Here is a 22,959-nt window from a genome sequence, read left to right on the forward strand (position 1 = left end):
CCGGAGCCTCAGTGCGCGGTCGGGGCGCACCGGGCGGCCGCCCGCCGCGCCTGGCGGCGGGCGCCTCGCCACGGCCCCCGTTGGCGACCACCGCCGCCCGTCTGGGCGGGCAGCGGGTCGGTCGCGTTGGTTGTCAGTCTGCCCGCGAGGAGTTGACCATGGACGCCGGGCGGTTGACGATCCGCGCCGGATCCGAGTGGCTCTCCCGGTACGCCTGCGGGCTCATCCCGTACGTCGCCCGGAATGCCCGGCTGAAGTGCGCCTTGTCGGGAAACCCCCAGCGGGCGGCGATGACCTGCACGGGCTGGGTGCGCAGAGTCAGGTCGGTCAGGTCGCGCCGGCACCGGGCCAGCCGCAGGTCGCGGATGTACGACGCCACCGTGGCCTCTTCGCGCTCGAACAACCGGTGCAGCGAGCGCAGCGAGATGTGGTGGGCGTCCGCGACGGTCTGCGGGCTCAGCGTCGCGTCGCCGAGGTGGCGGTGGACGTACGCCTGCACCTGGGTGACCAGCGCGCGTCGGCGGACCTCGGTGGGCACCGCGTCCTCGGCGACCAGGTGCCGACCCAGCATGGTGGTGGCCAGGTCCAGCCCCACCGCGCCGAGCCGGCTGGCGTCGGCGGCATGGTACTGCTCCGGATGCCCGGTGACCTGGAGCAGGAACTGCGCCAGCAACGCGCCGATGCCCTCGCTGCCCGACATCCGGCCGCCGTAGAGCGCGGACATCCGCTGCGGCGGCAGCGGCAGCGCGGCGTGCGGGATCAGCGTGATGATCGAGGTGGCCTGGTCCCGTTCCGGGTCGGTGGCGTGGTGGCAGACGTCGTGCGGACGCGACGCGTCGTAGAAGGTGAACTCGCCGGCCAGGATCTCGCTGCGGCGACCGTCCTGGCTGGACGTGCCGACTCCGCCGGTGGTGAGTGCGAGCACGTACAGTTCCGGGTCGGAGCGGCTGACCAGCTTGCGCGTCCGGGTGGCGTCCAGCGACGGGTACCGGTACTCGACCAGTTGGATCGCGCCGAGGTCGATGAAGTCGGCCCGGGCGGCGAAGTCGTCGGCGTGCGCGGACTGGATCCGCAGCGGCGCCGAGGTGCGCGCCACCAGATCCAGCCACATGCCGAACCGCTCACCGGGCGGCAGGACTGTGGTGTCGATGGTGTCCCTGTACAGCATCCGGCGCTCCTCAGATCGCTCGCCGGCGGATCAGGGCCTCGATGCCGTCGAGGATCCGGTCGAGGCCGAAGGTGAACTCCTCGTCCGGGTCGTCGTCCTGGTTCAGCACGCCGGAGGTCAGCACCCGGTGCAGCGCCGGGAAGCGGGCCGGGTCGATGAGCCGGCTGACCGTCCGGGCGTACGCCGGCATCATCTCGCCCGGCTCGATGCCGGCGGCCCGGCTGCCCTCGGCGATCTGCGTGGTGAGGGTGGCCTCGTTGCGGACGTACCCGGTGATCAGCAGCAGTGCCGACATCTGCTCGCCCTCGGCCAGCGCGGTGCCGTCGAGGCAGCGCAGCCCGTCCTCCAACCAGCCGAGCTGCTGCGGGGTGATCGGCGGGCCGGTGATCGGCACGTGCAGCAGCCAGGGCCGCTGCCGCAGCACGTCGTGCTCGGCCCAGGCCCAGCGGGTGAGGCCGGCACGCCAGTCGGCGTCCGGTGGGGGCGGGCCGGGGGGAGGGCCGTACCCGGCGTCCACCATGAGCGTCAGCAGCTCGTCCTTGGAGCCGATGTACCGGTAGAGCGCCATGGTGGCGGCGCCCAGTTCCCTGGCCACCCGGCTCATCGAGACGGCCGCGAGCCCGTCGGCGTCGGCCACCCGTACGGCGGCGTCCACGATGCCGTTCACGGTCAGCCCGGGCCGGGGCCCCTTGGGTGGCCGCTCACGTAGCCCCCAGGCGCTCTCGATGGCCGGCGGGATCGCCGGGCCGTTGTCGTCTGTCCTCGCCGCCACATTTCCTCCTTGCCCCGCCATCCTAGTTCTGCGTATGGTCTACGCATAAGAGCGTACGCAATACGCAGAAGGAGTTCTCCCATGACGACGACGAGCGCACCGGCCCCCCGAGCGGGCCGGCGGGAGTGGATCGGGTTCACGGTGCTGATGCTGCCGCTGCTCCTGGTCTCGATGGACGTGTCGGTGCTCTACTTCGCCGTCCCGTTCATCAGCGAGGAGCTGCGCCCCACCGGCACCCAACAGCTCTGGATCTTCGACATCTACGGCTTCGTCCTGGCCGGGCTGCTGATCACCATGGGCGCTCTGGGCGACCGGATCGGCCGGCGCCGGCTGCTGCTGTGCGGCGCGGCCGCGTTCGGAGCCGCGTCCCTGCTGGCCGCGTACGCCGACAGCGCCGGGACGCTGATCGCCGCGCGTGCCCTGCTCGGCGTGGGCGGGGCCACCCTGATGCCCTCCACGCTCGCCCTGGTGCGCAACATGTTCCACGACGCCAAGCAGCGCGGCACCGCGATCGGCATCTGGACCGCCACGCTCACCGGAGGCATCGCGATCGGGCCGGTGCTCAGCGGCGTCCTGCTGGAGCACTTCTGGTGGGGCTCGATCTTCCTGATCAACATTCCGGCGATGGTGCTGCTGCTCCTGCTCGCCCCGGTGCTGGTGCCCGAGTTCCGCAACCCGATCGCCGGCCGGTTCGACCTGCTCAGCGCGCTGCTGTCGCTGGGCGCGCTGCTGCCGGTGATCTACGGCATCAAGGAGATGGCCCGCGACGGCGTCAGTACCGAGCGCGGGCTCGCCATCGTCGCCGGCGTTCTGGTCGGGGCGCTGTTCCTGCACCGGCAGCGGACCCGGGCGTATCCGATGATCGACCTGGCGCTGTTTCGCCGCCGCGGCTTCGCCGGATCCCTCGCGGTCAACGTGCTGGCGATGTTCGCCCTCGTCGGCTTCGCCATCTTCACCACCCAGTACCTCCAGCTGGTGCTCGGCCTGAGCCCACTGCGGGCGGCACTGTGGAGCCTGGTGCCGTCCCTGGCCGTGGGCGGGATCGCCCCGGCCGCCGCCGCGCTCGCCCAGCGCGTCGAGCGGGCGTACCTGATCGCGACGGGTTTCGGGATCGCCGTGGTCGGCTTCCTGGTGCTGACCCGGGTCACGCCGGAGTCGCCGCTCTGGCTGCTGCTGCTCGGCGCCAGCATCTACGCGGCCGGGTTGGTGATGGTGATGTCGCTGGTCACCGAGCTGGTCCTCGGTGCGGCGCCGCCGGAGCAGGCCGGTGTCGCCTCGGCGCTGACCGAGTCCAGCAGCGAGCTGGGCGGCGCGCTGGGAATGGCCATCCTGGGCAGCGTGGGCGCGGCGATCTACCGCCGCGAGGTCCCCGACGGCCTGCCCGCCGGGCTGCCGGCGGACGCCCGTGACGCGGCCCGGGAGACGTTGGGCGGCGCGCTGGCGGTGGCCGAGGGACTGCCGACCCACCTGAGCGACGCCGTGCTGCACGCCGCTCGGCTCGCGTTCGCCGACGGGCTGCACCTCGCCGCGGTCGCCGCCACGGTGGCGATGCTGCTGGGAGCGGTGACCGCGCTGGTCGCGCTGCGCGGCACCGCGGGAAAGAGCCCCCTGTCACCGCCCGAGGCGGAACAGGGGGCCCTCGTCACCGCGTCGTCGTCCGACGAACCGCCGGTCGTCCGGTGAGCACGTGCGGGTCGGTCAGTCGTTGAGCACGTGCGCGAGCCGGTCCCGGAAGCGCCGCTCGGAGTCGCTGACCGACTCGCCGCCCAGCCCGAGCAGCCCACCGCTGGAGGCGGCGCCGACCACCTGCTCGGCAATCTTCACCAGCCAGTGCTTGTACGCGCCGGCCGCACCCTCGTCGACCCGGGCGCCCAGCAGCGCGGCGGCCTCGGCGGCCCGCAGCAGCACGTCGTCGATCATCGCCCGGGGGTCGGCGGGTTCGATGACCGGCAGTTCCTCACCGCTCTCGGGGTCGCCGACCCGGGTCACGATCTCGCCGGCCACGGCGGCGACCAGCGGGCTGGCGGACTCCCGGCCGGCGGCGATGGTCTCCAACCCGGCCGCGTTCTCCGCCATGGTCCGGCGGGTGCCGTCGGACTCGGCGGCGCTCGCGGCGGTCAGCACCGACTGCGGCAGGCCGACCAGCAGCCCCCACTCCTCGTCGGAGAAACCGAAACCGGTGTACGCCGGCTGCTCGATCACGGCAACGCCCCTTCCGCCCTGCTCTGCTCTGCTCGGTCAGTCGATGGGCGCCGCATCGGCGCCCGGCTCAGGCTAGTCCAGTGTCAGCAGGCCCTGTTCGGACACCACGCGCACGGACAGCGTCTTGTACCCCACCTCGTCGAAGAGAACCGTCATCTTGTCCTCCTCGTAGCCGAGCACCAGGCCGTGCCCCCACTCCGGGTGACGCACCTGGCTGTGCACCGGGAAAGGCCCGACCGCACCGTCGTCGGCGACGCTGGTGCCGGCATGGCAGTTGTCGCAGTGCCCGCAGACCTCGGTCATCTGCTCGCCGAAGTAGGCCAGCAGGGTCTGGCCCCGGCAGGCGGTGGTCTCGGCGAAGGCCCGCATCATGTCGGTCCGTGACCGGGTCACGGTCTGCTGCCGTTCCGCCTCGGCGAGCGCCGCGGCGGCGGCGTCCACCGGGGTCGGGGCGTAGCGGGGGGCACCGATGCGCTGCCGGGCGCGCGGCTCGGCCGCCCCGACCTGCTCCAGAAGGGACACGTACTGGCCGAGCTTGCGTGGCCCGAGACCGGTGGTCTCGCGCAGCTCGGTCTTGGTGGCCGGCTTGCGGCGCAGCAGCGCCGCCAGGTCGCGCAGCTCGGTCTCGTCCGGCAGGCCCCCGCTGAAGAACCGTTGCAGGCCCACGTCCTCGGCCTGCCAGAGCAGCAGGACCCGGGCCGGCTGACCGTCGCGCCCGGCCCGGCCGATCTCCTGGAAGTAGCTGTCCGGCGAGTCGGGCAGTGCCATGTGCACCACCCAGGCGATGTTCGGCTTGTCGATGCCCATCCCGAACGCCGACGTGGCCACCATGATGGGCACCCGGTCGGCGAGGAACGCCTCGTGCAGCTCGGCGCGGGCGCCGGCCGCCATCCCGCCGTGGTAGCACTGCGCCGGGAAGCCGGCGTCGGTCAGCCGGGCGGCCAGCTCCTCCGCGGAACGGCGGGTCGGCACGTAGATGATCCCCGGCCGCTCCTCGTCGCGCAGCAGCGCGACCAGGCGCCGCCACCGGTAGTCCTCGGTGGGGCAGTGCGCCACCTCCAGGAACAGGTTGGGCCGGTCCAGCCCGGAGACCACCACCTCCGGCTTGCGCAGCCGCAGCCGGGCGATGATGTCGTCGCGTACCGGCGGGGACGCGGTGGCGGTCAGCGCGACCACCGGCGGCCGGCCGATGCCCTCGATCAGGTGCCCGAGTGCCAGGTAGTCGGGACGGAAGTCGTGCCCCCAGGCCGAGATGCAGTGCGCCTCGTCGATCGCCACCAGCGCCGGCCCGAGCGAGGCGACCTCGGCCATCCGGTCGGGGTTGCTCAGCTGCTCCGGGGTGATGAACAGGAACTCCGCCCGACCCTCGCGGATCTCGGCGATCGCCTCGGCCTGCTGGGCAGGCGTCTCGTTCGAGCTGATCCGCACCGCCCGCAGTTCCGGGCGCTGGCGCTCGTTGAGGGCCGCGATCTGGTCCTGCTGGAGGGCCAGCAGCGGAGAGATCACGACGGTGGGACCGGGGATCAGGCTGGCCGGGATCTGGTAGATGGCCGACTTGCCGGCGCCGGTGGGCAGCACCACCAGGGCGTCCCGTCGCTTCATCACGGCCCGCATGGCGGCCAGCTGGTTGGGCCGCAGAGCGGTCCAGCCGAAGAGGCTCCGCGCCGCGCGGCGCAAGGTCATCGAGTGCGTGGACAGTTTCATCGAGGGCCGGAGGTACCCGAGCCGATGACCGCCGAAACCGTCGGATGTCGTGACGGCCGTCAACCGCCGCCGGGCTCACCGCAGGCGGGGCAGGACCTCGTGCTGGTAGAGGTCGAACAGACCCTGGTGGTTCGGCCCGACGTTGGCCACGTACACCTCGTCGAAGCCGGCCTTGGCGTACCTGTCGATCATCTCCAGGTTCGCTTCGGCGCTGTTGCCGCAGACGATCGCCTCCTTCACCATCTCCGGCCTGACCAGTTCCGCGGCCTGCTCGAAGTGGCGCGGGGAGGGGAGCACCTGGGACAGCTCGCCCGGCACCCCGGCGTTGGGCCAGCGCTCGTACGCGATCCGCATGCCCTCGTCCTCGCTGTCCGCGTACGCCGCCTTGAAGCCGGCCTGGCACGGCTTGTCGCCGCCGCCGTTCTCCCGGAAGCGCCGCACCATCTCGGCGTCGGGCATGGTGCTCACGTAGCCGTCACCGATCCGCGCGGCCAGATCGATGGACTTCGGGCCGAAGCCGGAGACGTAGATCGGCGGGGGAGTGTCCGGCAGCGTGTAGATGCGGGCGTGTTCGACGGTGTAGTGCCTGCCGTGGTGGTTGACGAAGTCGCCCGCCCACAGCTCGCGCATCACCTCGACGGCCTCCTCCAGCATCTCCAGCCGGACGTCGGTCTGCGGCCAGGCGTCGCCGAGGATGTGCTCGTTGAGCGCCTCGCCGCTGCCGACACCGAGCACGAACCGACCGCCGTGCAGCACCGCGCTGGTCGCCGCCGCCTGCGCGATCACGGCCGGGTGGATCCGCACGGTCGGGCAGGTCACCGCGGTGGTCACCGGCAGCGAACAGACCTGGCTCAGCGCGCCGATCATCGACCAGACGAACGGGCTCTGCCCCTGCGCGTCCACCCAGGGGTGGTAGTGGTCGGAGATCCACAGCGCCTCGAAGCCGGCCTGTTCGGCACCGCGCGCCTGCTCCAGCAGCTCGGCCGGCGTGAACTCCTCACTGGACAGAAAGTAACCGATCTTCATCGTTCCCCCTCGGCGCGCGGACCTGCTGATGGGGAAAGCCGTACCCCGGCCACCGTCGGCCACACGCGGCGCGCGGGTGCTCTATCGGGTGGGTCGCGTTCAGCGTCGGCCGAACATCGCCCGGATCGCGGCGAGCAGCAGCAGGGCGCCGACGACCAGGCCGAGCAGGCGTACGCCGGGGATGTCGGCGGGGCTCGTCGCGTCGGCCAGCAGGGCGGGGTCCATCCCCGCACTCTCCCCGGGGACCGTGCCCTCCGGCAACTGTAAGGTTTATTGACTATTGAATCGCCCAGTGTGACCATGGCAGCACCGCCTGCCGGTGGCGGTGCGCCGAGGGCGCGCGAGAGATGGGGTACGGGGGCCGCATGAGCGAGCGCAACCAGCGGGTCGGCGTGGGCGCGCCGGCACCGGGGACCGACGCCGACCGCCACGAGGGGGCGGCGTGACCGCGCCCACCGGGCACCTCCCGGCGCTGGCCGCCGCCGTCCTGCAACCCGGGTTCGTGGGCACCACGCCGCCACCGTGGGTGTGCCGCTGGCTCGGCGAGGGGCTCGGCTCGGTGGTGCTCTTCGCCCGCAACGTCGTCGACTCCGACCAGGTGGCGGCACTCACCGCGACCCTGCGCGCCGAGCGGCCGGACGTCATCGTGGCGATCGACGAGGAGGCCGGCGACGTCACCCGGATCGAGTCGGTCCGGGGCAGTTCCCGACCGGGCAACTTCGCCCTCGGCGCGGTCGACGACCCGGAGCTGACCGAGGCGGTCGCCCGGGACCTCGGCGTCGAGCTGGCCGCCGCCGGGATCACCCTCGACTACGCCCCGGACGCCGACGTCAACTCCAACCCGGCCAACCCGGTGATCGGGGTCCGCTCGTTCGGGGCCGACCCGGCGCTGGTCGCCCGGCACACCGCCGCCTGGGTACGCGGGCTCCAGGCCGGCGGTGTCGCCGCCTGCGCCAAGCACTTCCCCGGGCACGGCGACACCCGCGTCGACTCACACCACGACCTGCCCCGGATCACCGCCGACCGGGACCGGCTGGACGCCTGCGAGCTGGCCCCGTTCCGGGCCGCCGTGACGGCCGGGGTGCAGGCCGTGATGACCGGCCACCTGCTGGTGCCGGCGCTGGACCCGCACCTGCCGGCCACGCTGAGCCAGCGGATCCTGGGTGGCCTGCTCCGCGACGAGCTGGGCTTCTCCGGCGTGGTGGTGACCGACGCCGTGGAGATGCGCGCCGTCGCCGACCGGTACGGCTTCGCCGGCGCGACGGTCCGCGCCCTCGCCGCCGGCGCCGACGCGATCTGCATCGGCGGCGAACGGGCCGACGAGGGTGCGGCCCGGGAGCTGCGCGACGCCATCGTGGCCGCGGTCGTCTCCGGCGAGCTGCCCGAGGAGCGCCTCGCCGAGGCGGCCAAGCGGGTCGGCCAGCTCGCCGCCTGGACGGTGGCCGCCCGCACCGCCCGGGAGGCCGGAGCGGGCGACGCCGCCGGTGTCGGGCTGGTCGCCGCCCGCCGCGCCATCCGGGTCACCGCCACGGAGACCGGAGGTGGCGTCCTGCCGCTGACCCGCGCGGCGCACGTGGTCGAGTTCGAGCCGCCGCGCAACATCGCCATCGGCGCGGAGACGCCGTGGGGCATCGGGCTGCCGCTGGGCGAGCTGCTGCCCGGCACCAGCACGGTCCGCTACGCCGAGCCCGACGTGCCGGGTGATCCGGGCGCCGGGGCGGACGGTCGCCCCCTGGTGCTGGTGGTCCGCGACCTGCACCGGCACGACTGGATGCGCGCCGCGGTGCAGCGGGCGCTGGCCGCCCGGCCGGACGCGGTCGTGGTCGAGCTGGGTGTGCCCGAGCTGGTCACCGGCGCGGTGCACCTCGCCACCCACGGTGCCACCCGGGCCAGCGGGCAGGCCGCCGCCGAGGTGCTGACCGGCGCCCGCTGACCCCCGGCCGGCCCGGGGTCACGGGTACACGGCGACCAGGTCGGCGTACTCGGGGTGCTTGTCGATGTACGCCGCCATGAACGGGCACTGCGGCACCACCGTGCCGCCACGCGCGCGCACCTGGTCCAGCGTGCCCCGGATCAGCGCCCCGCCCACGCCCATGTTCTGGAAGGCCGGGTCCACCTCGGTGTGGGTGAAGACCAGCACCTCCCCACGCAGCAGGTACGCGGTGAAGCCGGCCAGCGCATCGTCGACCAGGATCTCGAAACGGTGCTTGGCGGGGTTGTCCTCGACCAGGTTGCTCACCGGCCCATTGTCCCCGCACCGTCGGCCAGCACGTCCAGTTCGGCGAGCAACCGGTCCACCTCGTCGGCGGTGTTGTAGTGGTAGATGCTGGCCCGGACGGCGCCGCCGCTGTCCCGCAGGCCCATCATCTGGAAGTACTCGTAGGCGTAGTAGTCGCCGGCGGAGAGGCAGAACCCGGCGGCCCCCAGTGCCTCCTGCGTGGCCGCCGGCGACATCCCGGCGACGCGGAAGGACACCGTCGGGCAGCGCCGGGCCGGGGAACCGTAGACGGTGATCGCGGGCCGCTCGGCCAGCCCGGCGAGCAGCCGGTCCAGCAGCGCCTCCTCGTGCGCCTGGGCGGCGGCCAGCCCGGCCCGCAGCCGCGCCCGCCGGTCGCCCACCGCGTCCGGGTCCAGCCCGGCCAGGTGGTCCACCGCGGCGGCCACGCCGGCCAGCAGCGGGAAGCTGGGGGTGCCGTACTCGAACCGCTCCGGCACCGCGTCGGCCGACGGCAGCAGCTTCGCCGGGCGCAGCGCCGCCCACCGGGCCGGGTCGGCGACCATCGCCGCCAGGTGCGGGCCGGACCACTTGTAGGCGCTGGTGACCAGCACGTCGGCGCCGAGCGAGGCCAGGTCGGTCGGCCCGTGCGGCACCGAGTGCACCCCGTCGACGCAGACCAGCGCGCCGACGGCGTGCGCGGTCTTCGCGATCGCCGGCACGTCCGGCACGGTGCCGATGGCGTTGCTGCCGGCGGTCACCGCGACCAGCCGGGTGCGCTCACCGACCAGCTCGGCGTACTGGCCGGCGGGCAGCTCGCCGGTGTGCCGGTCGACCTCGGCCCAGCGCACCGTCGCGCCGGCCGCCTCGGCGGCCTGCACCCACGGCCGCACGTTGGCGTCGTGGTCGAGCCGGGAGACCACCACCTCGTCGCCGGGACGCCAGCCCGCGCCGAGCGTGCGGGCCAGGGTGTACGTCAGCGCGGTGGCGCTCGGGCCGAGCACCACCCCGGCCGGGTCCGCGCCCAGCAGGTCGGCCACCGCCGAGCGGGCCGCCGCCACCAGCTCCAGCGACCGGCGACCCGGTACGAAGGCGGAGCTACGGTTGCCGACGGCGCTGCGCATGGCGTCGGCGACCGCGTCGATCACACCGTCCGCGGTCTGGGTGCCCCCGGCCCCGTCGAAGTGGACGAAGCCCTCGGTCAGGGCGGGGTAGGCGGCCCGGGTGCGGGCGATGTCGAACGGCATGTCCCGGACCCTAGCCGGTGCCCGGGCCGGGCCCGCTCGCCCCCGGGTGGCCGTCCCGATGATCGCCGGTCGGCGGCGTTCTCGCGGTCGTCTCGTACCCTTGGCGAGGTGACGAAACGACCCGCCACCATTCCGCTGACCCCCGTCCGCCGCGCCGCCGGCCTGTTCGCCGGTCTGGCGCTCGGCCTCGCCGTGCTCGCCGGCTGCAGTTCGCAGGGCGCCTCCACCGACTGTGGGCTGGGCGCCTGCACGGTCACCTTCGAGCGGGGTGTCGACGCGAGCGCCACCATCCTGGGCGTCGAGGCCAAGCTGGTCGGCGCAGAGGGCGACCAGGTGACCGTCGAGGTCGCCGGCGAGCAGCTCACGCTCACCACCGGCCAGCAGGCCACCGAGGCCGGGGGCTTCGCGGTCACCCTGGACAGCGTCACCGACCAGCAGGTCAAGATTCGCGTTTCACGCAACCCGGGCAACTGACCAGGGCGGGAGGCGGTGGCCGACGTTTGGGGATCTCCGCAAACGGAGATTGTGGCGCCATGTCACTCACCCGTAGCGCCGAAGCCACCGCCTCCCGTACGGCGGACAGCCGGTGGCTGGAACTCCTCGCCCGGGCCGGCTTCATCGGCTACGGCATCGTGCACCTTCTCTTCGCCTGGCTGGCGTTGCAGATCGCGTTCGGGACGTCGTCCGACGACGGCGACCAGTCCGGCGCCCTGCGGACCCTCGCCGCGCAGCCGCTGGGCAAGGTCCTGGTCATCGCCACCGCGGTGGGCCTGCTCGCGATGGCCATCTGGCAGGCGCTGGAGGCGGCGGTGGGGCACCGCGCCGAGCGGGGCAGGGAGCGGGTCGTGGAGCGGCTCGCCTCGGCCGGCCGGACCATCGTCTACCTCTACTTCGCCTGGACCGCGTTCAAGGTCTTCAAGGACGCCGGGTCGAACAGCGCCGACCAGCAGGAGGCGTTGACCGGCAAGCTGATGACCTCCAGCGGTGGTCGCTGGCTGGTCGGTCTGGCCGGGCTGCTGCTCGCCGCGATCGGCGTGGGTCTGGTGATCTACGGCCTCGTCAAGCGGTTCGAGAAGCACCTCAAGACCGGTGAGATGAGCCCCGGCACCCGCAAGCTGGCGCGCCGGCTGGGCATCGCCGGGTACGTCGCCAAGGGCATCGCGTACGGCATCGCCGGCCTGCTGATCATCGTGGCGGCGGTGAACTACGACCCGGAGAAGGCCCGCGGTCTGGACGCGGCGCTGCGCACGCTGCGCGAGCAGTCCTACGGCGGCGTGCTGCTCACCCTGGTCGCCCTCGGCATCGCCGCCTTCGGCCTCTTCTGCTTCCTCCAGTCCCGGTACCGCAAGGTCTGAGCTGGCTGATTCCAGATTCGTCGGGCATTATTGGGCTTTTGCCCGAAGCATTGTCGCCCGGCCGGAGGGGAGTACCACCCGCGTGCAGAGTTACCTCGGAACGGCCGTCGTCGCGCTCGTCGCGGCGGCGGTCGCCCTTTTCCTGGTTGAGGTCATCCACCGGATCACCCGGCGGCTCGGCCGCCGGTCGCTGCTGATGACCGAGCTGACCGAACATGCGCACCGGCCGTTCCAGGTCACCGCGACGGTCCTCGCCGTGCAGTTCGGCGCCCGGTTCAGCACCGGGTACGCGGTTGGCGAACCCTGGCGGCGGATGCTGCTGCACCTGCTCATCCTCGGCGTCATCGCCAGCGTCGCCTGGCTGGTGGCCGCGCTGCTGATCGTCGTGGAGGACACCGCGCTGGCCCGGTTCCGCGTCGACGTGCCGGACAACCGCCACGCCCGGCGCGTACGGACCCAGGTGGTGATGCTGCGCCGGCTGACCATCGCGGTGATCGTGATCCTGGCCGTCGGCGTCATGCTGATGACGTTCCCGAGCGTGCGCGGAATCGGCGCCGGCGTGCTGACCTCCGCCGGTTTGGTCGGTGTCGTCGCCGCGCTGGCCGCGCAGAGCCTGCTCGGCAACGTGTTCGCCGGTCTCCAGCTCGCCTTCAGCGACGCGGTGCGCCTCGACGACGTGGTGGTCGTCGAGGGGGAGTGGGGCCGGATCGAGGAACTGACCCTCAGCTACGTGGTGGTGCAGATCTGGGACGACCGACGGCTGATCCTGCCCACCTCGTACTTCACCAGCAAGCCGTTCCAGAACTGGACCCGGACCGAGGCGGCGGTGCTCGGCACGGCCGAGTTCGACGTGGACTGGGCGGTGCCGGTGCAGACCATGCGGGAGGAGCTGCGCCGCCTGGTGGAGGGCACCGAGCTGTGGGACGGCAGGGTCTGCGTACTCCAGGTGACCGACGCCACGGGTGGGACGGTGCGGGTGCGCGCGCTGGTCAGCGCCGCCGACGCCGGCAGCCTGTGGGACCTGCGCTGCCTGGTCCGCGAGCACCTGGTGGCCTGGATCCGGGACAACCGCCCCACCGCGATGCCCCGGCTGCGCACCGAGCTGGGCGACTCCGGCAGCAACCTGCCCTGGCAGTGGGTGCAGCCGAGGCGGCCGGCGCGCCGGACGACGGAGACCGACGTGCCGGACGACGCCCGCGTCTTCGGCGGCAGCGACGACGGCGACGCCCGCAGCGAAGCCTTCGTGGGCCCCGAAGAAACCCCAGCCCCCCGCCCCTAACCCGCCCGACTTCCCGACTTTCCCCCGTTGATCATGAGGTTGGCGACGGCTGCGACGGCGTGTCGTGTCGCTAACTCCATGATCGACGGGGGTGAGGGTGGAGCCTGGGCGTGGGGCGGGGGAGTGCGGTCCGGTGCGTTCCGGGAGGTTTGACCGGGCTTAGGCGGGGGACGTGCTGCCGGACGTCTCTACCGTGAACGGGGCGGCCGGACGCCGTGCCGGGGGCGCGGAACCGGACAACGGGAACGGCGACCGGGTCGACGTTCGTTGAGGATTGACGGGCGGCGACTTCGGGCATACAGCGCGGTGATGAGGAAAGGAGGACAGCATGGCTGACGTGGCGAACGCCCGCACATCCCACAACGGGAGCGAGCCCTCCACCGCCGAGTTGGTGCAGCGGGCCACCGAGCAGGTCTCCCGTCTGGTGCGGGACGAACTGGCGCTGGCCCGGGCGGAGTTGACCGAGAAGGGCAAGCACGCCGGCATCGGGATCGGTCTGTTCGGCGGCGGCGGCGCGCTCGCGTTCTTCGGTCTGGGCGCCCTGGTCGCCACGGCGATCCTGCTGCTCGACCTGGTGCTGCCCGCCTGGGCCGCCGCGCTGATCGTGGCGGTGGTCCTGTTCCTGCTGGCTGGCATCCTCGCCCTGGTCGGCAAGAAGCAGGTCAGCCGTGCGGTCCCGCCGGTTCCGGAGGCGACGGTCCGCAGCCTGCGCGCTGACGTGGACACCGTCACCGCCGCCGTGAAGGACAGGGGACGGGCATGACGGGCAACGGGACGGGCGACACGGAGGCTCTCCGCGAGGAGATCCGTCGTACCCGGGTCGAGTTGGGCGAGACGATGGAGGCGCTGGCCGCCAAGGCGGACGTCAAGGCGCGACTGAAGGAGTCCGCCGGGCAGGCGCGGGAGCGGATGCGCGAGCAGGCGGCGCAGACCGTGGCCCGGGTTCGCGGGCAGGCGATGCGCCGCGCCGAGGTGGCGCGAGTGCAGGCGCACGAGAAGGGCGAGCTGGTTCGACACAACCCGGTGCCGTGGGCGGCCATCGCCGCCGGTGCGGTGGCCACCGTGGTGGTGCTGATGATCGTGCGGGGGAGGCGTAGGTGAGCAAGGGCATCAGCAGGGTCGCGTACCGGCCGGTGGGTGTGCTGTTGGGTGTCGCCGCCGGTGCGGTGGCCGGCGCGATCTTCCGGCAGGTCTGGAAGGTCACCGCGGGCGACGGCGACGCGCCCAGCGCCACCGACGAGGAGCGCGGCTGGGGCGAGATCCTGGCCGCCGCGGCGTTGCAGGGGGCCATCTTCGCGGTGGTCCGGGCCGCCGTGGACCGGGGCGGCGCGGTCGGCGTCCGCCGGATGACCGGCCAGTGGCCGGACTGACCCGCGCATTGGCATCGGCCCCCTTCCCGTATCGACGGGTGGGGGGCCTTTCGCATGGCGTCGCACGCCGCCCAGCGGATCTCGGGCATCCGTCAGGTCACATGTCGGAGAAATTCGTCGGAGAGGTCGTGCAGAGTTTTTGCGTACGTGATTTGCTGTTCCACGCTGTTGCGAGATGGCGTGGGTTGAGAGAAGTCTCCTTCGTGGGGCCGCCTCAGACGCCGCTGGCTCGAAAACGGCCAATCGGCCGCACGGCGTGCACGGCCGCCAGTTTTAGAAGGAGATACACATGGCGCAGGGAACCGTGAAGTGGTTCAACGCTGACAAGGGCTTCGGCTTCATCACCGTCGACGGCGGGGGTGCTGACGTGTTCGTCCACTTCTCGGCCATCCAGACCAGCGGCTACCGCACGCTGGAGGAGAACCAGCGGGTGGAGTTCGAGATCGCTCAGGGTCAGAAGGGCCCGCAGGCTGAGCAGGTCCGTCCCATCTGAGTAGTGTGGCCGGCCCCCGCCGGCCAGTGGGACGATCCGGCCAGGGGTCGTTGAAGCCCCGTATCCCTCCGGGATGCGGGGCTTTCCACGTGCCGGTCGCGCCGGCGCCACTGTGGAGACCGGCGAGCCGCCGGGTCAACGGCGACGGCGGGAACGCAGGCCGAGCCAGAGCAGCACGAGCCCGGCCAGGGCAACGACCGGGCCGAGCACGGCCCAGACCGGCTCGTCGGTCATCACGCTGCCGCTGACGTAGCCCAGGCCCTGCACCGTCCACACCGCACCGATCACGACCGCCAGCAGGCCGAGGGTGAGCGAAAGCCAGCCTCTCATCGCGTCCCCTCTCCGCCCGATCGGGCCGCGCACCGCCCCGCACCGCTCGCCCGGCGGGCCGGGCGAGACGGTGCGAACACCGAGGGTGCCCGGGTCACCACCGGTCGTGCACCTGCGGGCGGATCAGCTCGTCGTAGACCTCGCGTACGCCGGCCAACTGCTCCGCCGAGAGCGGCGACAGGTCGGCCGCCGCCGCGTTGCGCCGGGCCTGGTCCGCGTCGCGGGCGCCGGGGATGACGACGGTGACGCCCGGCTGGTCCAGCACCCACCGCAGCGCGAACTGCGCCATCGTGCGGTCCGCGTCGACCAGCGGCGCCAGCCGGCGTACGGCGGCCAGCCCCCGCTCGAAGTCGACGCCGGAGAACGTCTCGCCGACGTCGAACGCCTCGCCGTGCCGGTTGTAGTTGCGGTGGTCGTCGGCCGGGAACTCGGTGTGCTCGTCGTACCGGCCGGAGAGCAGACCGCTGGCCAGCGGCACCCGGGCGATGACGCCGACCCCGGCGGCCGCGGCGGCCGGCAGCACCTGCTCCAGCGGCTTGTGCCGCACCGCGTTCAGGATGATCTGGACGCTGGCAACCCCGGGCCGGGCGATCGCGGTGAGCGCCTGGTCGCAGGTCTCCACGCTGACCCCGTACCCGGCGATGGCCTTCTCGGCGACCAGGGTGTCCAGGGCGTCGAAGACCTCGTCCGAGGAGAAGACGGCCGTGGGCGGGCAGTGCAGCTGGACCAGGTCCAGGGTGTCCATCCCCAGGTTGGCCCGGGACCGGTCGGTCCACTGCCGGAAGTTGGCCAGGGTGTACGCCTCGGGCCGCTGCTCGACCCGGCGACCCATCTTGGTGGCGACGGTCAGCCCGGCGTCGGGCCGGGAGCGCAGGAAGCGGCCGATCAAGTGCTCGCTGCGGCCGTCGCCGTACACGTCTGCGGTGTCCAGGAAGGTGACCCCGGCGTCCACGGCGGCGGCCAACACGGCCATCGCGTCGTCCTCGCTGACGGTGCCCCAGTCCGCGCCGAGCTGCCAGGCGCCCAGGCCGACCATCCCGACGGTCCGGCCGAGCCGGTTGAAGCTGCGCTGTTCCATGGCCCGAGCCTAGTGATCGGGTTGCCGGCCTGCCAGACGAGCCGTATCGTAAACAAGACGGACGTACGGTTTGGGAGGCGGCGATGTGGGATCCGACGACGTACCTGCGCTACGGCGACGAGCGGTCCCGGCCGTTCCACGACATGGTCGCCCGGATCCCGGCCGAACGGCCCCGCACGGTGGTCGACCTCGGCTGCGGCCCCGGCCAGCTCACCGCCACCCTCGCCGAGCGCTGGCCCGCGAGCCGGGTGCTCGGCCTCGACTCCTCGCCGGAGATGATCGACCGGGCCGCCGCCCTGGACGCCCCGGTCGACTTCGCGGTCGCCGACCTGCGTGACTGGCGGCCGACCGGCGACGAGGACGTGGTGGTCACCAACGCGGCGCTCCAGTGGGTCCCGGGCCACCAGGAGCTGCTGCGCCGCTGGGCCGGCGAGCTGCCCGCCGGCGCGTGGCTCGCCATGCAGGTCCCCGGCAACTTCGCCGCCCCCTCGCACCGGGCGCTGCGCGAGGTCGCCGACCGGCCGCGCTGGCGGGCCGAGCTGGCCCCGCTGCTGCGCGCCGACCCCGTCGACGACCCGGCCGACTACGCCGAGCTGCTGACCGGTGCCGGCTGCGCGGTGGACGCCTGGGAGACTACCTACGTGCACCTGCTGCCGGTCCGGCCCGCCGCCGACCACCCGGTGCTGGCCTGGATGGAGGGCACCGCGCTGCGCCCGGTCCGGGCGGCCCTGGACGCCGCCGGCTGGTCCGCCTTCCGGGCCGAGCTGGGGGTACGACTCGCCGCCGCGTACCCGGTGCGGCAGGGTCAGGTGTACTTCCCGTTCCGCCGCGTCTTCGTCGTCGCCCGCACCGGCGACCGTGCCGAGGAGAACCTGTGACCGACCTGTCCACCTTCATCGCCGGACTGCCCAAGGTGGAGCTGCACGTGCACCACGTCGGCTCCGCCTCGCCCCGCATCGTCGCCGAACTGGCCGCCCGCCACGAGGCGCGCACCCCGGTGCCGGCCGACCCGGCGGCGCTCGCCGACTACTTCGAGTTCCGCGACTTCGCGCACTTCATCGAGGTCTACCTGAGCGTGGTGGACCTCATCCGCGACCCCGAGGACGTCTGGATCCTCACCCACGAGGTGGCCCGGGAGCTGGCCCGCCAGCAGGTCCGGTACGCGGAGCTGACCATCACGCCGTACTCACACGTGCGCCGGGGCATCCCCGCTCCCGCGTTCTGCGAGGCGATCGAGGACGCCCGCAAACGCGCGTCGGTCGACTTCGGCCTCGACCTGCGCTGGTGCTTCGACATCCCGGGCGAGGCGGGCCTGCCGGCCGCCGAGGAGACGCTGCGCATCGCGCTGGACGAGCGGCCCGACGGCCTGATCAGCTTCGGCCTGGGCGGCCCGGAGATCGGCGTACCCCGGCCGCAGTTCCGCCCCTACTTCGACCAGGCCCGGGCGGCCGGGCTGCGGTCGGTGCCGCACGCGGGGGAGACCACCGGCCCGCAGACGATCTGGGACGCGCTGAACGAGCTGGGCGCCGAGCGGATCGGGCACGGCATCTCCGCCGCGCAGGACCCGGAGCTGCTCACGTACCTGGCCGAGCGGCAGATCGGGATGGAGATCTGCCCCACGTCCAACGTGCGGACCCGGGCGGTGGCGAACCTCGACGCGCACCCGCTGCCCCGGCTGGTCGAGGCCGGGCTGCTGGTCACCATCAACTCCGACGACCCGCCGATGTTCGGCACCACCCTCAACGACGAGTACGCGGTGGCGGCCCGGCTGCTCGGGGTGGGCCCGGAGGGGCTGGCCGGGCTGGCCCGCAACGGGGTGACCGCGTCCTTCCTCGACGCGGCCGGCAAGCAGCGGCTGACCGCGGAGATCGACACGTACCTCGCCGCCGCCGGCTGAGCCGTTCGGGGGAGCAGGGCGCGCGGCGGGAGCGTGGGTGTGGGGGGACCTGGACTCCCGCCGCGCGCGCGGCTCCACCGGCACGTGGGTACGCGGTGCGCTGGCCGGTGGAACTGGTGGGTTCGTGCTCTGATCCTGACAGCCCGTGGCCGCCTCGCCGCCGCCGTTAACCGCGATCTAAGGAAGACTTGCGCCGCCGCACAGCCCCGGGCCGGTCAGCCGTCGGTGGGGCGTTGGCGGGGCCAGCGGCGGGCGGTGGCCTTCTGCTCCCGGGCGTCCCGCGCCATCCGGCCGACCAGGCCGAACCGGCTGACCTGCCGGGGCGTCGCCTCCGGGTCGGCGAGCAGCATCACCACGCTGGCTCCGCCCAGCCGGGCGCGGTCGATGCTCACCGACCCGTTGGCCTGCAACGACACCCGCTTGGCGATGTCCAGGCCGAGCCCGGTCGAGCCCTGGTCACTGGTGCCGCGGCGCAGTGCGCGGTCCGGGTTGGCGATGCCGTTGCCGGCGTCGTCGATCCGGATCGCCACGTAGCCGTCGCGGCGGGACACGGCCACCTCGAACGCGGTGCCCTGCGGCGTGTAGCGGAAGACGTTGCCGATCACCGCGTCCAGGGCGGCGGCCAACTCGGCACGCGGCACCGGTGCGGGGATGCGCAGTTGTGCGCCGATGACCCGGTGCGGCCGGTTCTGGTCGCCGGCCAGCGCCGCCCAGAACACCATCCGGTCCCGGACCACCTCGCTGACGTCACACATCGCCGGCCCGGCCTCGTGCGCCACCGCCTTACGGGTGGTCTTGATCAGCACGTCGATCTCACCCTCCAGGGTCACGATCGCCTGACGGATCCGCCGGATGCCACGCCGCCGGTCCAACTCCGCCTCGGAGAACGAGCCCACGCTGGTGTCGTCGGACTCCAACGCCTCCGCGTCCAGCCGGAGCACGGTCAGCGGGGTACGCAGCCGGTGCGACAGGTCGGCCACCAGTTCCCGCTCGTCGGTGCGGGCCGCGTCCAGCCGGTCGGCCATCCGGTTGAAGGCGTACCCGGCCTCGGCCAGTTCGCGTGGGCCGGTCGGCTCCACGCGTACACCCAGGTCGCCGTCGCCGATCGAGAGCGCGGCCTTGACCAGCCCCCGGGTCGAGTCCACCGCGCGGGCGGCAACCCGGTCGACGACCAGCACCGCGGCGCCGGCCATCGCCGCGCCGACCGCGAGCAGCAGCAGCCAGGTGCCGCCGGCACCCTCGCCCAGCGTCGAATCCGGTACGAACACCTCGACCACGGCCGTCCGGTCACCGAGAACCACCGGGTCGAGCCGGACCACCCCACCATCGACGTCGACGACCAGCGAGCGCCGGTCGGCACGTGCCCGGTCCAGGTCGGCGCCGCTGGCGCGGCCGGCGGACTCGTCGAGACCCAGCCCGTGCACCACCGGTCGGGCCGGCGCGCCCTCGCCGCTGGCCACCACCGCCCGCTCGACCACCGCCGGCTCGGTGCTCACCGCCAGCGCCCCGGTCACCAGCGCGCTACGCCGGGCGGCGTCGCCGATCGCCTCCTCCCGGGTCTGCTCACGCAGACTCAGACCGAGCGGGATCAGGAAGGCGAGCGCGACGAGGCTGCACATGCCGGCCGTGAGCAGGGCCAGCGCAGTCCTCAGTCCGGTGCCACCAGCCGGAACCCGACCCCCCGCACGGTGCGCAGGTAGCGCGGCTTCGCCGCGGACTCGCCCATCTTTCGGCGAAGCCAGTACAGGTGAACGTCGATGGTCTGGTCCTCGCCGACCGATGGCTGCCGCCATACCTCCTCCAAGAGCTCCCGGCGGGACACTACCCGCCCGGGACGTGCGGCGAGATACGCCAGCAGGTCGAATTCCTTGCGGGTCAGCGCCAGCGGCTCCCCGTCGAGGTGGGCGCTGCGCTCCCCGACATCCACCCGCAGCCCGCCGACGGTGTGCACCGCGGGCTGCACCGTCCGGCTTGCCCGGCCGGCCCGGCGCAGCACGGTGGTGATCCGGGCGTCCAGGTGGGCGCCGGTGAACGGCTTGACCATGTAGTCGTCGGCGCCGGCACGCAGCAGCTTCACCACCGACTGCTCGTCGTCACGGGCGGTGGCGATGATGATCGGGATGTCGGTGATGCCGCGCAGCATCCGCAGCGCGTCCGAGCCGTCCAGGTCGGGCAGGCCGAGGTCCAGCACCACCAGGTCGGGTGTCTCCGCCGCGACCCGGCGCAGGGCGTCCAGCGCCGTGCCCACGGCGTGCACGGCGTGCCCCCGGTCGGCGAGGGACCGCAGCATCGCGCCGCGTACGACGTGATCGTCTTCGACCAGGAGCACTGAGGCCACCCCAAGACCGTACTTGGCCTGGCAAGTTGATCGCGTTGCGGCGTACCTGACGAGCGGGCAAGCTGGTACGACGATGTCCTTCACTCTGTTCGCCGATGCCCGCCTGGCGCTCGCCCGGGACAGCCTCGCCGGTCTCTCCACCGGCGACGCGCTCGGCGCGCGGTACTTCGCTCCCGGGGCACGCCCAGCGGATCTCGCCGAGGGCATCCTGCCGCCGCAGCCCTGGGAGTGGACCGACGACACCGAGATGGCCTGCTCCGTCCTCGCCGGGCTGGCCGAGTCCGGCGGCGTCGACCGGGACCGGCTGGCTCTGGCGTTCGCCGAGCGCTGCGATCCGCGCCGCGGCTACGGCGCGGGCGCGATGCTGATCCTTCGGCTGATCCGCACCGGTACGCCGTGGCCGGTGGCCGCCGCGTCCGCCTTCGACGGCCAGGGCTCCTGCGGCAACGGCGCGGCCATGCGGGTGGGTCCGCTCGGCGCGTACTTCGCCGACTCGACCGTCCGCGCCGCCGCCCAGGCCCGCGCCTCGGCCGAGGTGACCCATGCGCACCCGGAGGGGGTCGCCGGCGCGGTCGCGGTGGCGGTCGCCGCCGCGCTGGCCGCCCGGGCCCGCCTCGACGGGCACCGCCCGGCCCCGGAGCGGCTGCTCGCCGGGATCGCCGCCGCGGTCGATCCGGGCACCGAGGTGCACCGCAGCGTGAACCGGGCGGCGGGGCTGCTCGGCCGGCCGCTGTCCCGGGTGGTGGCGGCGCTCGGCAACGGCTCGCGGGTGACCGCCCAGGACACCGTCGGCTTCACTCTCTGGGTGGCCGCCACCCACCTCGACGACTACCCGGAGGCGATCCGCATCTGCGTGCAGGCCGGCGGGGACGTGGACACCACCGCCGCCATCGCCGGGGCGGTGGTGGCGGCGTACACCGGCGTCGGCACGCCCGGCGGCGTACCCGAGCCGTGGCTGGCCGCCCGCGAGCCGCTGCCCCCCTGGGCGCCCTGACCTCATCGCCGTGTCGGGCCGGGCCCACTGCCGCCTGGCGGCTCTTCGCGGCGTGGTGCCCTTCGTGGCGTGGCGTGGCGCTCTTCGTGGCCTGGTACCCCTCTGCGGCCTTTGCTCTGCTTCAACCGACGCAACACTCACGGCCCGGAACCGTTGCGTGGGTTGAAGCAGAGCAAAGGCCGCGTGGTGCTGTCGGCTCGGGTGGTGCTCGGCCCCCGGTGAGGCCGCCGTCGACCGCCGGCCGCGCTGCCGGGTGGTCCGGAGACGATGCGGGCCGCGGACAGTGGCGGCCCTGACGGTGTGGGCCGGCTGACGGCGAGCCGGCCTCAGCCGGCGCGGACCGGGGTGGCGGTCGCGGTCTGCACATCGGCGGGCGGCGTCTCCGCGAGCGATGCGACGGCGGGCTGCGCGTTGGCGGGCTGCGCGTTGGCGGGCTGCGCGTTGGCGGGCTGCGCGTCCGCGGACGGCGCTTCGGGGGACGCCGCCGTGGCACCGCGGGCCGCCGGCACCGCATCGGCTGGCGCGGGTGCGTCGTCGTCTCCGCCGGTCACCTCGGCGAGCGCCGCGTCCTCGGCCGGGTCGCGGCGCCGCCAGCGGCTGACCAGCCAGCCGATCGCCGCGCCGCCGCCCAGCCCGGCCAGCAGGCCGGCGGCCAGCATCGCGTCGGCGCTGCCGGACTCCTCGTCGGCGCCGTCGGCGCGGTCCGCGGGCGCGGCGTCGCCGCCGGCGTCGGGATTGGTCGCCGTCCCGGCAGCCGGGGCGCCGTGTCCGCCGTGTCCGCCGTGCCCGGCCGGGCCGGCCGCGCCGGGCGCGGGCGGCAGCAGGGTGAGCACCGGGGCCCGGTGCGTGCCGGTGGCGTCCGCCCAGCGGACGACCGTGCCGTCGGCGTACGTCTGGACGACCTCGAAGGTGAGCCGCTCGGCCTGCGGCAGGGGGCCCATGGACAGGGCCAGCCGGGCGGGCCCCGGTTCGCCTCCGCCGACCCGGATCCAGGTCACCGCGGTCGTGACCGTGGTGACCCCGGAGGAGTGGATGCCGGCCACCGGCTGGTCCAGGGTGCGGGAACTGATCCGGGGCGCCCATCCGGTCACCGACATCGGGTACACCTCGGCCACCGGCGCGTCGGCCGGCAACCGAACCTCGATCTGGCGGGTCGTCGTGCCGGCCCGCTCCTCCGGCACGGTGAACTCCAGCCGGACCGCGTCGCCCTGCCGGGCCTCGGTCGGGGTGGTCGTCACGTCCGCCGCGTGCGCCGTACCGGGCCAGAGCAGCAGCCCGGCGGCGGTCAGCGCGGTCACCGCCGCGATCCGCTGCCGGCGGCCACCGCCGTACGTGCTCGCCATCTCGTGCCCCCATCCGTGTCGACGCGACCGGCACCGGTTTCCGGCCACACCTCCTAGTTCGGCTCGGAGGGCCGAAAGGTTCAACGTCACCGTCGACAACGCGCCCTTCCGCCACCGGAGGCGTTAGGAAGGTGCCCTTCCCTGCCTG

At 73.6% G+C, this 22,959-nt stretch carries 25 protein-coding genes; 12 read left to right on the forward strand and 13 right to left on the reverse strand.

Annotation, left to right across the window (positions count from 1 at the left end):
• Window positions 1–133: 133 nt before the first annotated feature.
• Window positions 134–1,168: a helix-turn-helix domain-containing protein gene (locus AB0K07_RS09445; RefSeq protein WP_363752486.1), complete on the reverse strand. Its 1,035-nt coding sequence runs from the start codon at window positions 1,166–1,168 to the stop codon at window positions 134–136.
• 10 nt (window positions 1,169–1,178) lie between these two features.
• Window positions 1,179–1,940: a TetR/AcrR family transcriptional regulator gene (locus tag AB0K07_RS09450; protein WP_363752489.1), complete on the reverse strand. Its 762-nt coding sequence runs from the start codon at window positions 1,938–1,940 to the stop codon at window positions 1,179–1,181.
• An 81-nt stretch (window positions 1,941–2,021) separates the two neighbouring features.
• Between AB0K07_RS09450 and AB0K07_RS09455 the strand changes: the two genes are divergently transcribed.
• A complete protein-coding gene (locus tag AB0K07_RS09455; protein ID WP_363752492.1) occupies window positions 2,022–3,623 on the forward strand; it encodes an MFS transporter in 1,602 nt (533 codons plus the stop codon).
• 15 nt (window positions 3,624–3,638) lie between these two features.
• Here the strand turns inward: AB0K07_RS09455 and AB0K07_RS09460 are convergent, their stop codons facing one another.
• The 4 genes from AB0K07_RS09460 to AB0K07_RS09475 form a co-directional block, all read right to left on the reverse strand.
• The gene (locus tag AB0K07_RS09460) at window positions 3,639–4,142 is read right to left on the reverse strand and encodes a hypothetical protein (RefSeq protein ID WP_363752495.1); all 504 of its coding nucleotides are present in this window, start codon (window positions 4,140–4,142) and stop codon (window positions 3,639–3,641) included.
• Between the two features lie 72 nt (window positions 4,143–4,214).
• Entirely contained in the window at window positions 4,215–5,846 is a 1,632-nt protein-coding gene (locus AB0K07_RS09465; RefSeq protein WP_363752498.1) for an ATP-dependent DNA helicase RecQ, read from the reverse strand.
• A gap of 75 nt (window positions 5,847–5,921) precedes the next feature.
• Complete coding sequence (locus tag AB0K07_RS09470; RefSeq protein WP_363752501.1) at window positions 5,922–6,872, reverse strand: TIGR03557 family F420-dependent LLM class oxidoreductase; 951 nt, start codon at window positions 6,870–6,872, stop codon at window positions 5,922–5,924.
• A gap of 99 nt (window positions 6,873–6,971) precedes the next feature.
• Window positions 6,972–7,097, reverse strand: a complete 126-nt coding sequence (locus tag AB0K07_RS09475; RefSeq protein WP_255421242.1) for a hypothetical protein — start codon at window positions 7,095–7,097, stop codon at window positions 6,972–6,974.
• 217 nt (window positions 7,098–7,314) lie between these two features.
• Here AB0K07_RS09475 and AB0K07_RS09480 point away from each other — a divergent pair, with 217 nt between their 5' ends.
• A complete protein-coding gene (locus AB0K07_RS09480; RefSeq protein WP_363752504.1) occupies window positions 7,315–8,805 on the forward strand; it encodes a glycoside hydrolase family 3 protein in 1,491 nt (496 codons plus the stop codon).
• Between the two features lie 18 nt (window positions 8,806–8,823).
• Here the strand turns inward: AB0K07_RS09480 and AB0K07_RS09485 are convergent, their stop codons facing one another.
• Both AB0K07_RS09485 and AB0K07_RS09490 read right to left on the reverse strand, forming a co-directional pair.
• The gene (locus AB0K07_RS09485) at window positions 8,824–9,111 is read right to left on the reverse strand and encodes a GNAT family N-acetyltransferase (protein ID WP_363752507.1); all 288 of its coding nucleotides are present in this window, start codon (window positions 9,109–9,111) and stop codon (window positions 8,824–8,826) included.
• Entirely contained in the window at window positions 9,108–10,334 is a 1,227-nt protein-coding gene (locus tag AB0K07_RS09490) for a cysteine desulfurase-like protein (protein WP_363752510.1), read from the reverse strand. The genes AB0K07_RS09485 and AB0K07_RS09490 overlap by 4 nt, the downstream gene beginning before the upstream one ends.
• A 108-nt stretch (window positions 10,335–10,442) precedes the next feature.
• Between AB0K07_RS09490 and AB0K07_RS09495 the strand changes: the two genes are divergently transcribed.
• From AB0K07_RS09495 to AB0K07_RS09525, 7 genes are all read left to right on the forward strand, one after another.
• Window positions 10,443–10,808: a hypothetical protein gene (locus tag AB0K07_RS09495; protein ID WP_363752513.1), complete on the forward strand. Its 366-nt coding sequence runs from the start codon at window positions 10,443–10,445 to the stop codon at window positions 10,806–10,808.
• A gap of 59 nt (window positions 10,809–10,867) precedes the next feature.
• Window positions 10,868–11,689: a DUF1206 domain-containing protein gene (locus tag AB0K07_RS09500; RefSeq protein ID WP_363752515.1), complete on the forward strand. Its 822-nt coding sequence runs from the start codon at window positions 10,868–10,870 to the stop codon at window positions 11,687–11,689.
• 82 nt (window positions 11,690–11,771) lie between these two features.
• The gene (locus AB0K07_RS09505) at window positions 11,772–12,968 is read left to right on the forward strand and encodes a mechanosensitive ion channel domain-containing protein (RefSeq protein ID WP_363752518.1); all 1,197 of its coding nucleotides are present in this window, start codon (window positions 11,772–11,774) and stop codon (window positions 12,966–12,968) included.
• 328 nt (window positions 12,969–13,296) lie between these two features.
• Entirely contained in the window at window positions 13,297–13,731 is a 435-nt protein-coding gene (locus tag AB0K07_RS09510) for a phage holin family protein (protein ID WP_363752520.1), read from the forward strand.
• Entirely contained in the window at window positions 13,728–14,069 is a 342-nt protein-coding gene (locus AB0K07_RS09515) for a DUF3618 domain-containing protein (protein WP_363752523.1), read from the forward strand. Before AB0K07_RS09510 ends, AB0K07_RS09515 begins: the two co-directional genes overlap by 4 nt.
• Window positions 14,066–14,338, forward strand: a complete 273-nt coding sequence (locus AB0K07_RS09520) for a DUF4235 domain-containing protein (protein WP_363752526.1) — start codon at window positions 14,066–14,068, stop codon at window positions 14,336–14,338. The genes AB0K07_RS09515 and AB0K07_RS09520 overlap by 4 nt, the downstream gene beginning before the upstream one ends.
• Before the next feature lie 289 nt (window positions 14,339–14,627).
• Window positions 14,628–14,831, forward strand: a complete 204-nt coding sequence (locus AB0K07_RS09525) for a cold-shock protein (RefSeq protein ID WP_007075740.1) — start codon at window positions 14,628–14,630, stop codon at window positions 14,829–14,831.
• 135 nt (window positions 14,832–14,966) lie between these two features.
• Here the strand turns inward: AB0K07_RS09525 and AB0K07_RS09530 are convergent, their stop codons facing one another.
• Together AB0K07_RS09530 and AB0K07_RS09535 are read right to left on the reverse strand one after the other, a co-directional pair.
• On the reverse strand, window positions 14,967–15,161 hold the full coding sequence (locus AB0K07_RS09530; protein WP_363752528.1) for a hypothetical protein: 195 nt from the start codon (window positions 15,159–15,161) through the stop codon (window positions 14,967–14,969).
• Window positions 15,162–15,255: 94 nt separating this feature from the next.
• A complete protein-coding gene (locus AB0K07_RS09535; protein ID WP_363752531.1) occupies window positions 15,256–16,239 on the reverse strand; it encodes an aldo/keto reductase in 984 nt (327 codons plus the stop codon).
• Between the two features lie 83 nt (window positions 16,240–16,322).
• Here AB0K07_RS09535 and AB0K07_RS09540 point away from each other — a divergent pair, with 83 nt between their 5' ends.
• Together AB0K07_RS09540 and AB0K07_RS09545 are read left to right on the forward strand one after the other, a co-directional pair.
• On the forward strand, window positions 16,323–17,117 hold the full coding sequence (locus tag AB0K07_RS09540) for a trans-aconitate 2-methyltransferase (protein WP_363752533.1): 795 nt from the start codon (window positions 16,323–16,325) through the stop codon (window positions 17,115–17,117).
• Window positions 17,114–18,136: an adenosine deaminase gene (locus AB0K07_RS09545; protein ID WP_363752536.1), complete on the forward strand. Its 1,023-nt coding sequence runs from the start codon at window positions 17,114–17,116 to the stop codon at window positions 18,134–18,136. The genes AB0K07_RS09540 and AB0K07_RS09545 overlap by 4 nt, the downstream gene beginning before the upstream one ends.
• A 215-nt stretch (window positions 18,137–18,351) precedes the next feature.
• Here AB0K07_RS09545 and AB0K07_RS09550 read toward each other — a convergent pair whose 3' ends face one another.
• The gene (locus tag AB0K07_RS09550) at window positions 18,352–19,755 is read right to left on the reverse strand and encodes a HAMP domain-containing sensor histidine kinase (RefSeq protein ID WP_363752539.1); all 1,404 of its coding nucleotides are present in this window, start codon (window positions 19,753–19,755) and stop codon (window positions 18,352–18,354) included.
• Between the two features lie 29 nt (window positions 19,756–19,784).
• Window positions 19,785–20,474: a response regulator transcription factor gene (locus AB0K07_RS09555; protein WP_074318485.1), complete on the reverse strand. Its 690-nt coding sequence runs from the start codon at window positions 20,472–20,474 to the stop codon at window positions 19,785–19,787.
• Between the two features lie 73 nt (window positions 20,475–20,547).
• Here AB0K07_RS09555 and AB0K07_RS09560 point away from each other — a divergent pair, with 73 nt between their 5' ends.
• A complete protein-coding gene (locus AB0K07_RS09560; protein WP_363752542.1) occupies window positions 20,548–21,468 on the forward strand; it encodes an ADP-ribosylglycohydrolase family protein in 921 nt (306 codons plus the stop codon).
• A 326-nt stretch (window positions 21,469–21,794) separates the two neighbouring features.
• Here the strand turns inward: AB0K07_RS09560 and AB0K07_RS09565 are convergent, their stop codons facing one another.
• Window positions 21,795–22,811 carry a DUF1775 domain-containing protein gene (locus AB0K07_RS09565; protein ID WP_363752545.1) on the reverse strand — a complete coding sequence of 339 codons (1,017 nt, stop codon included), beginning with the start codon at window positions 22,809–22,811 and terminating at the stop codon, window positions 21,795–21,797.
• Between the last annotated feature and the right edge of the window lie 148 nt (window positions 22,812–22,959).

Origin of the sequence: Micromonospora sp. NPDC049301 (assembly GCF_040678715.1) — a bacterium.
Classification (GTDB): Bacteria; Actinomycetota; Actinomycetes; order Mycobacteriales; family Micromonosporaceae; genus Micromonospora.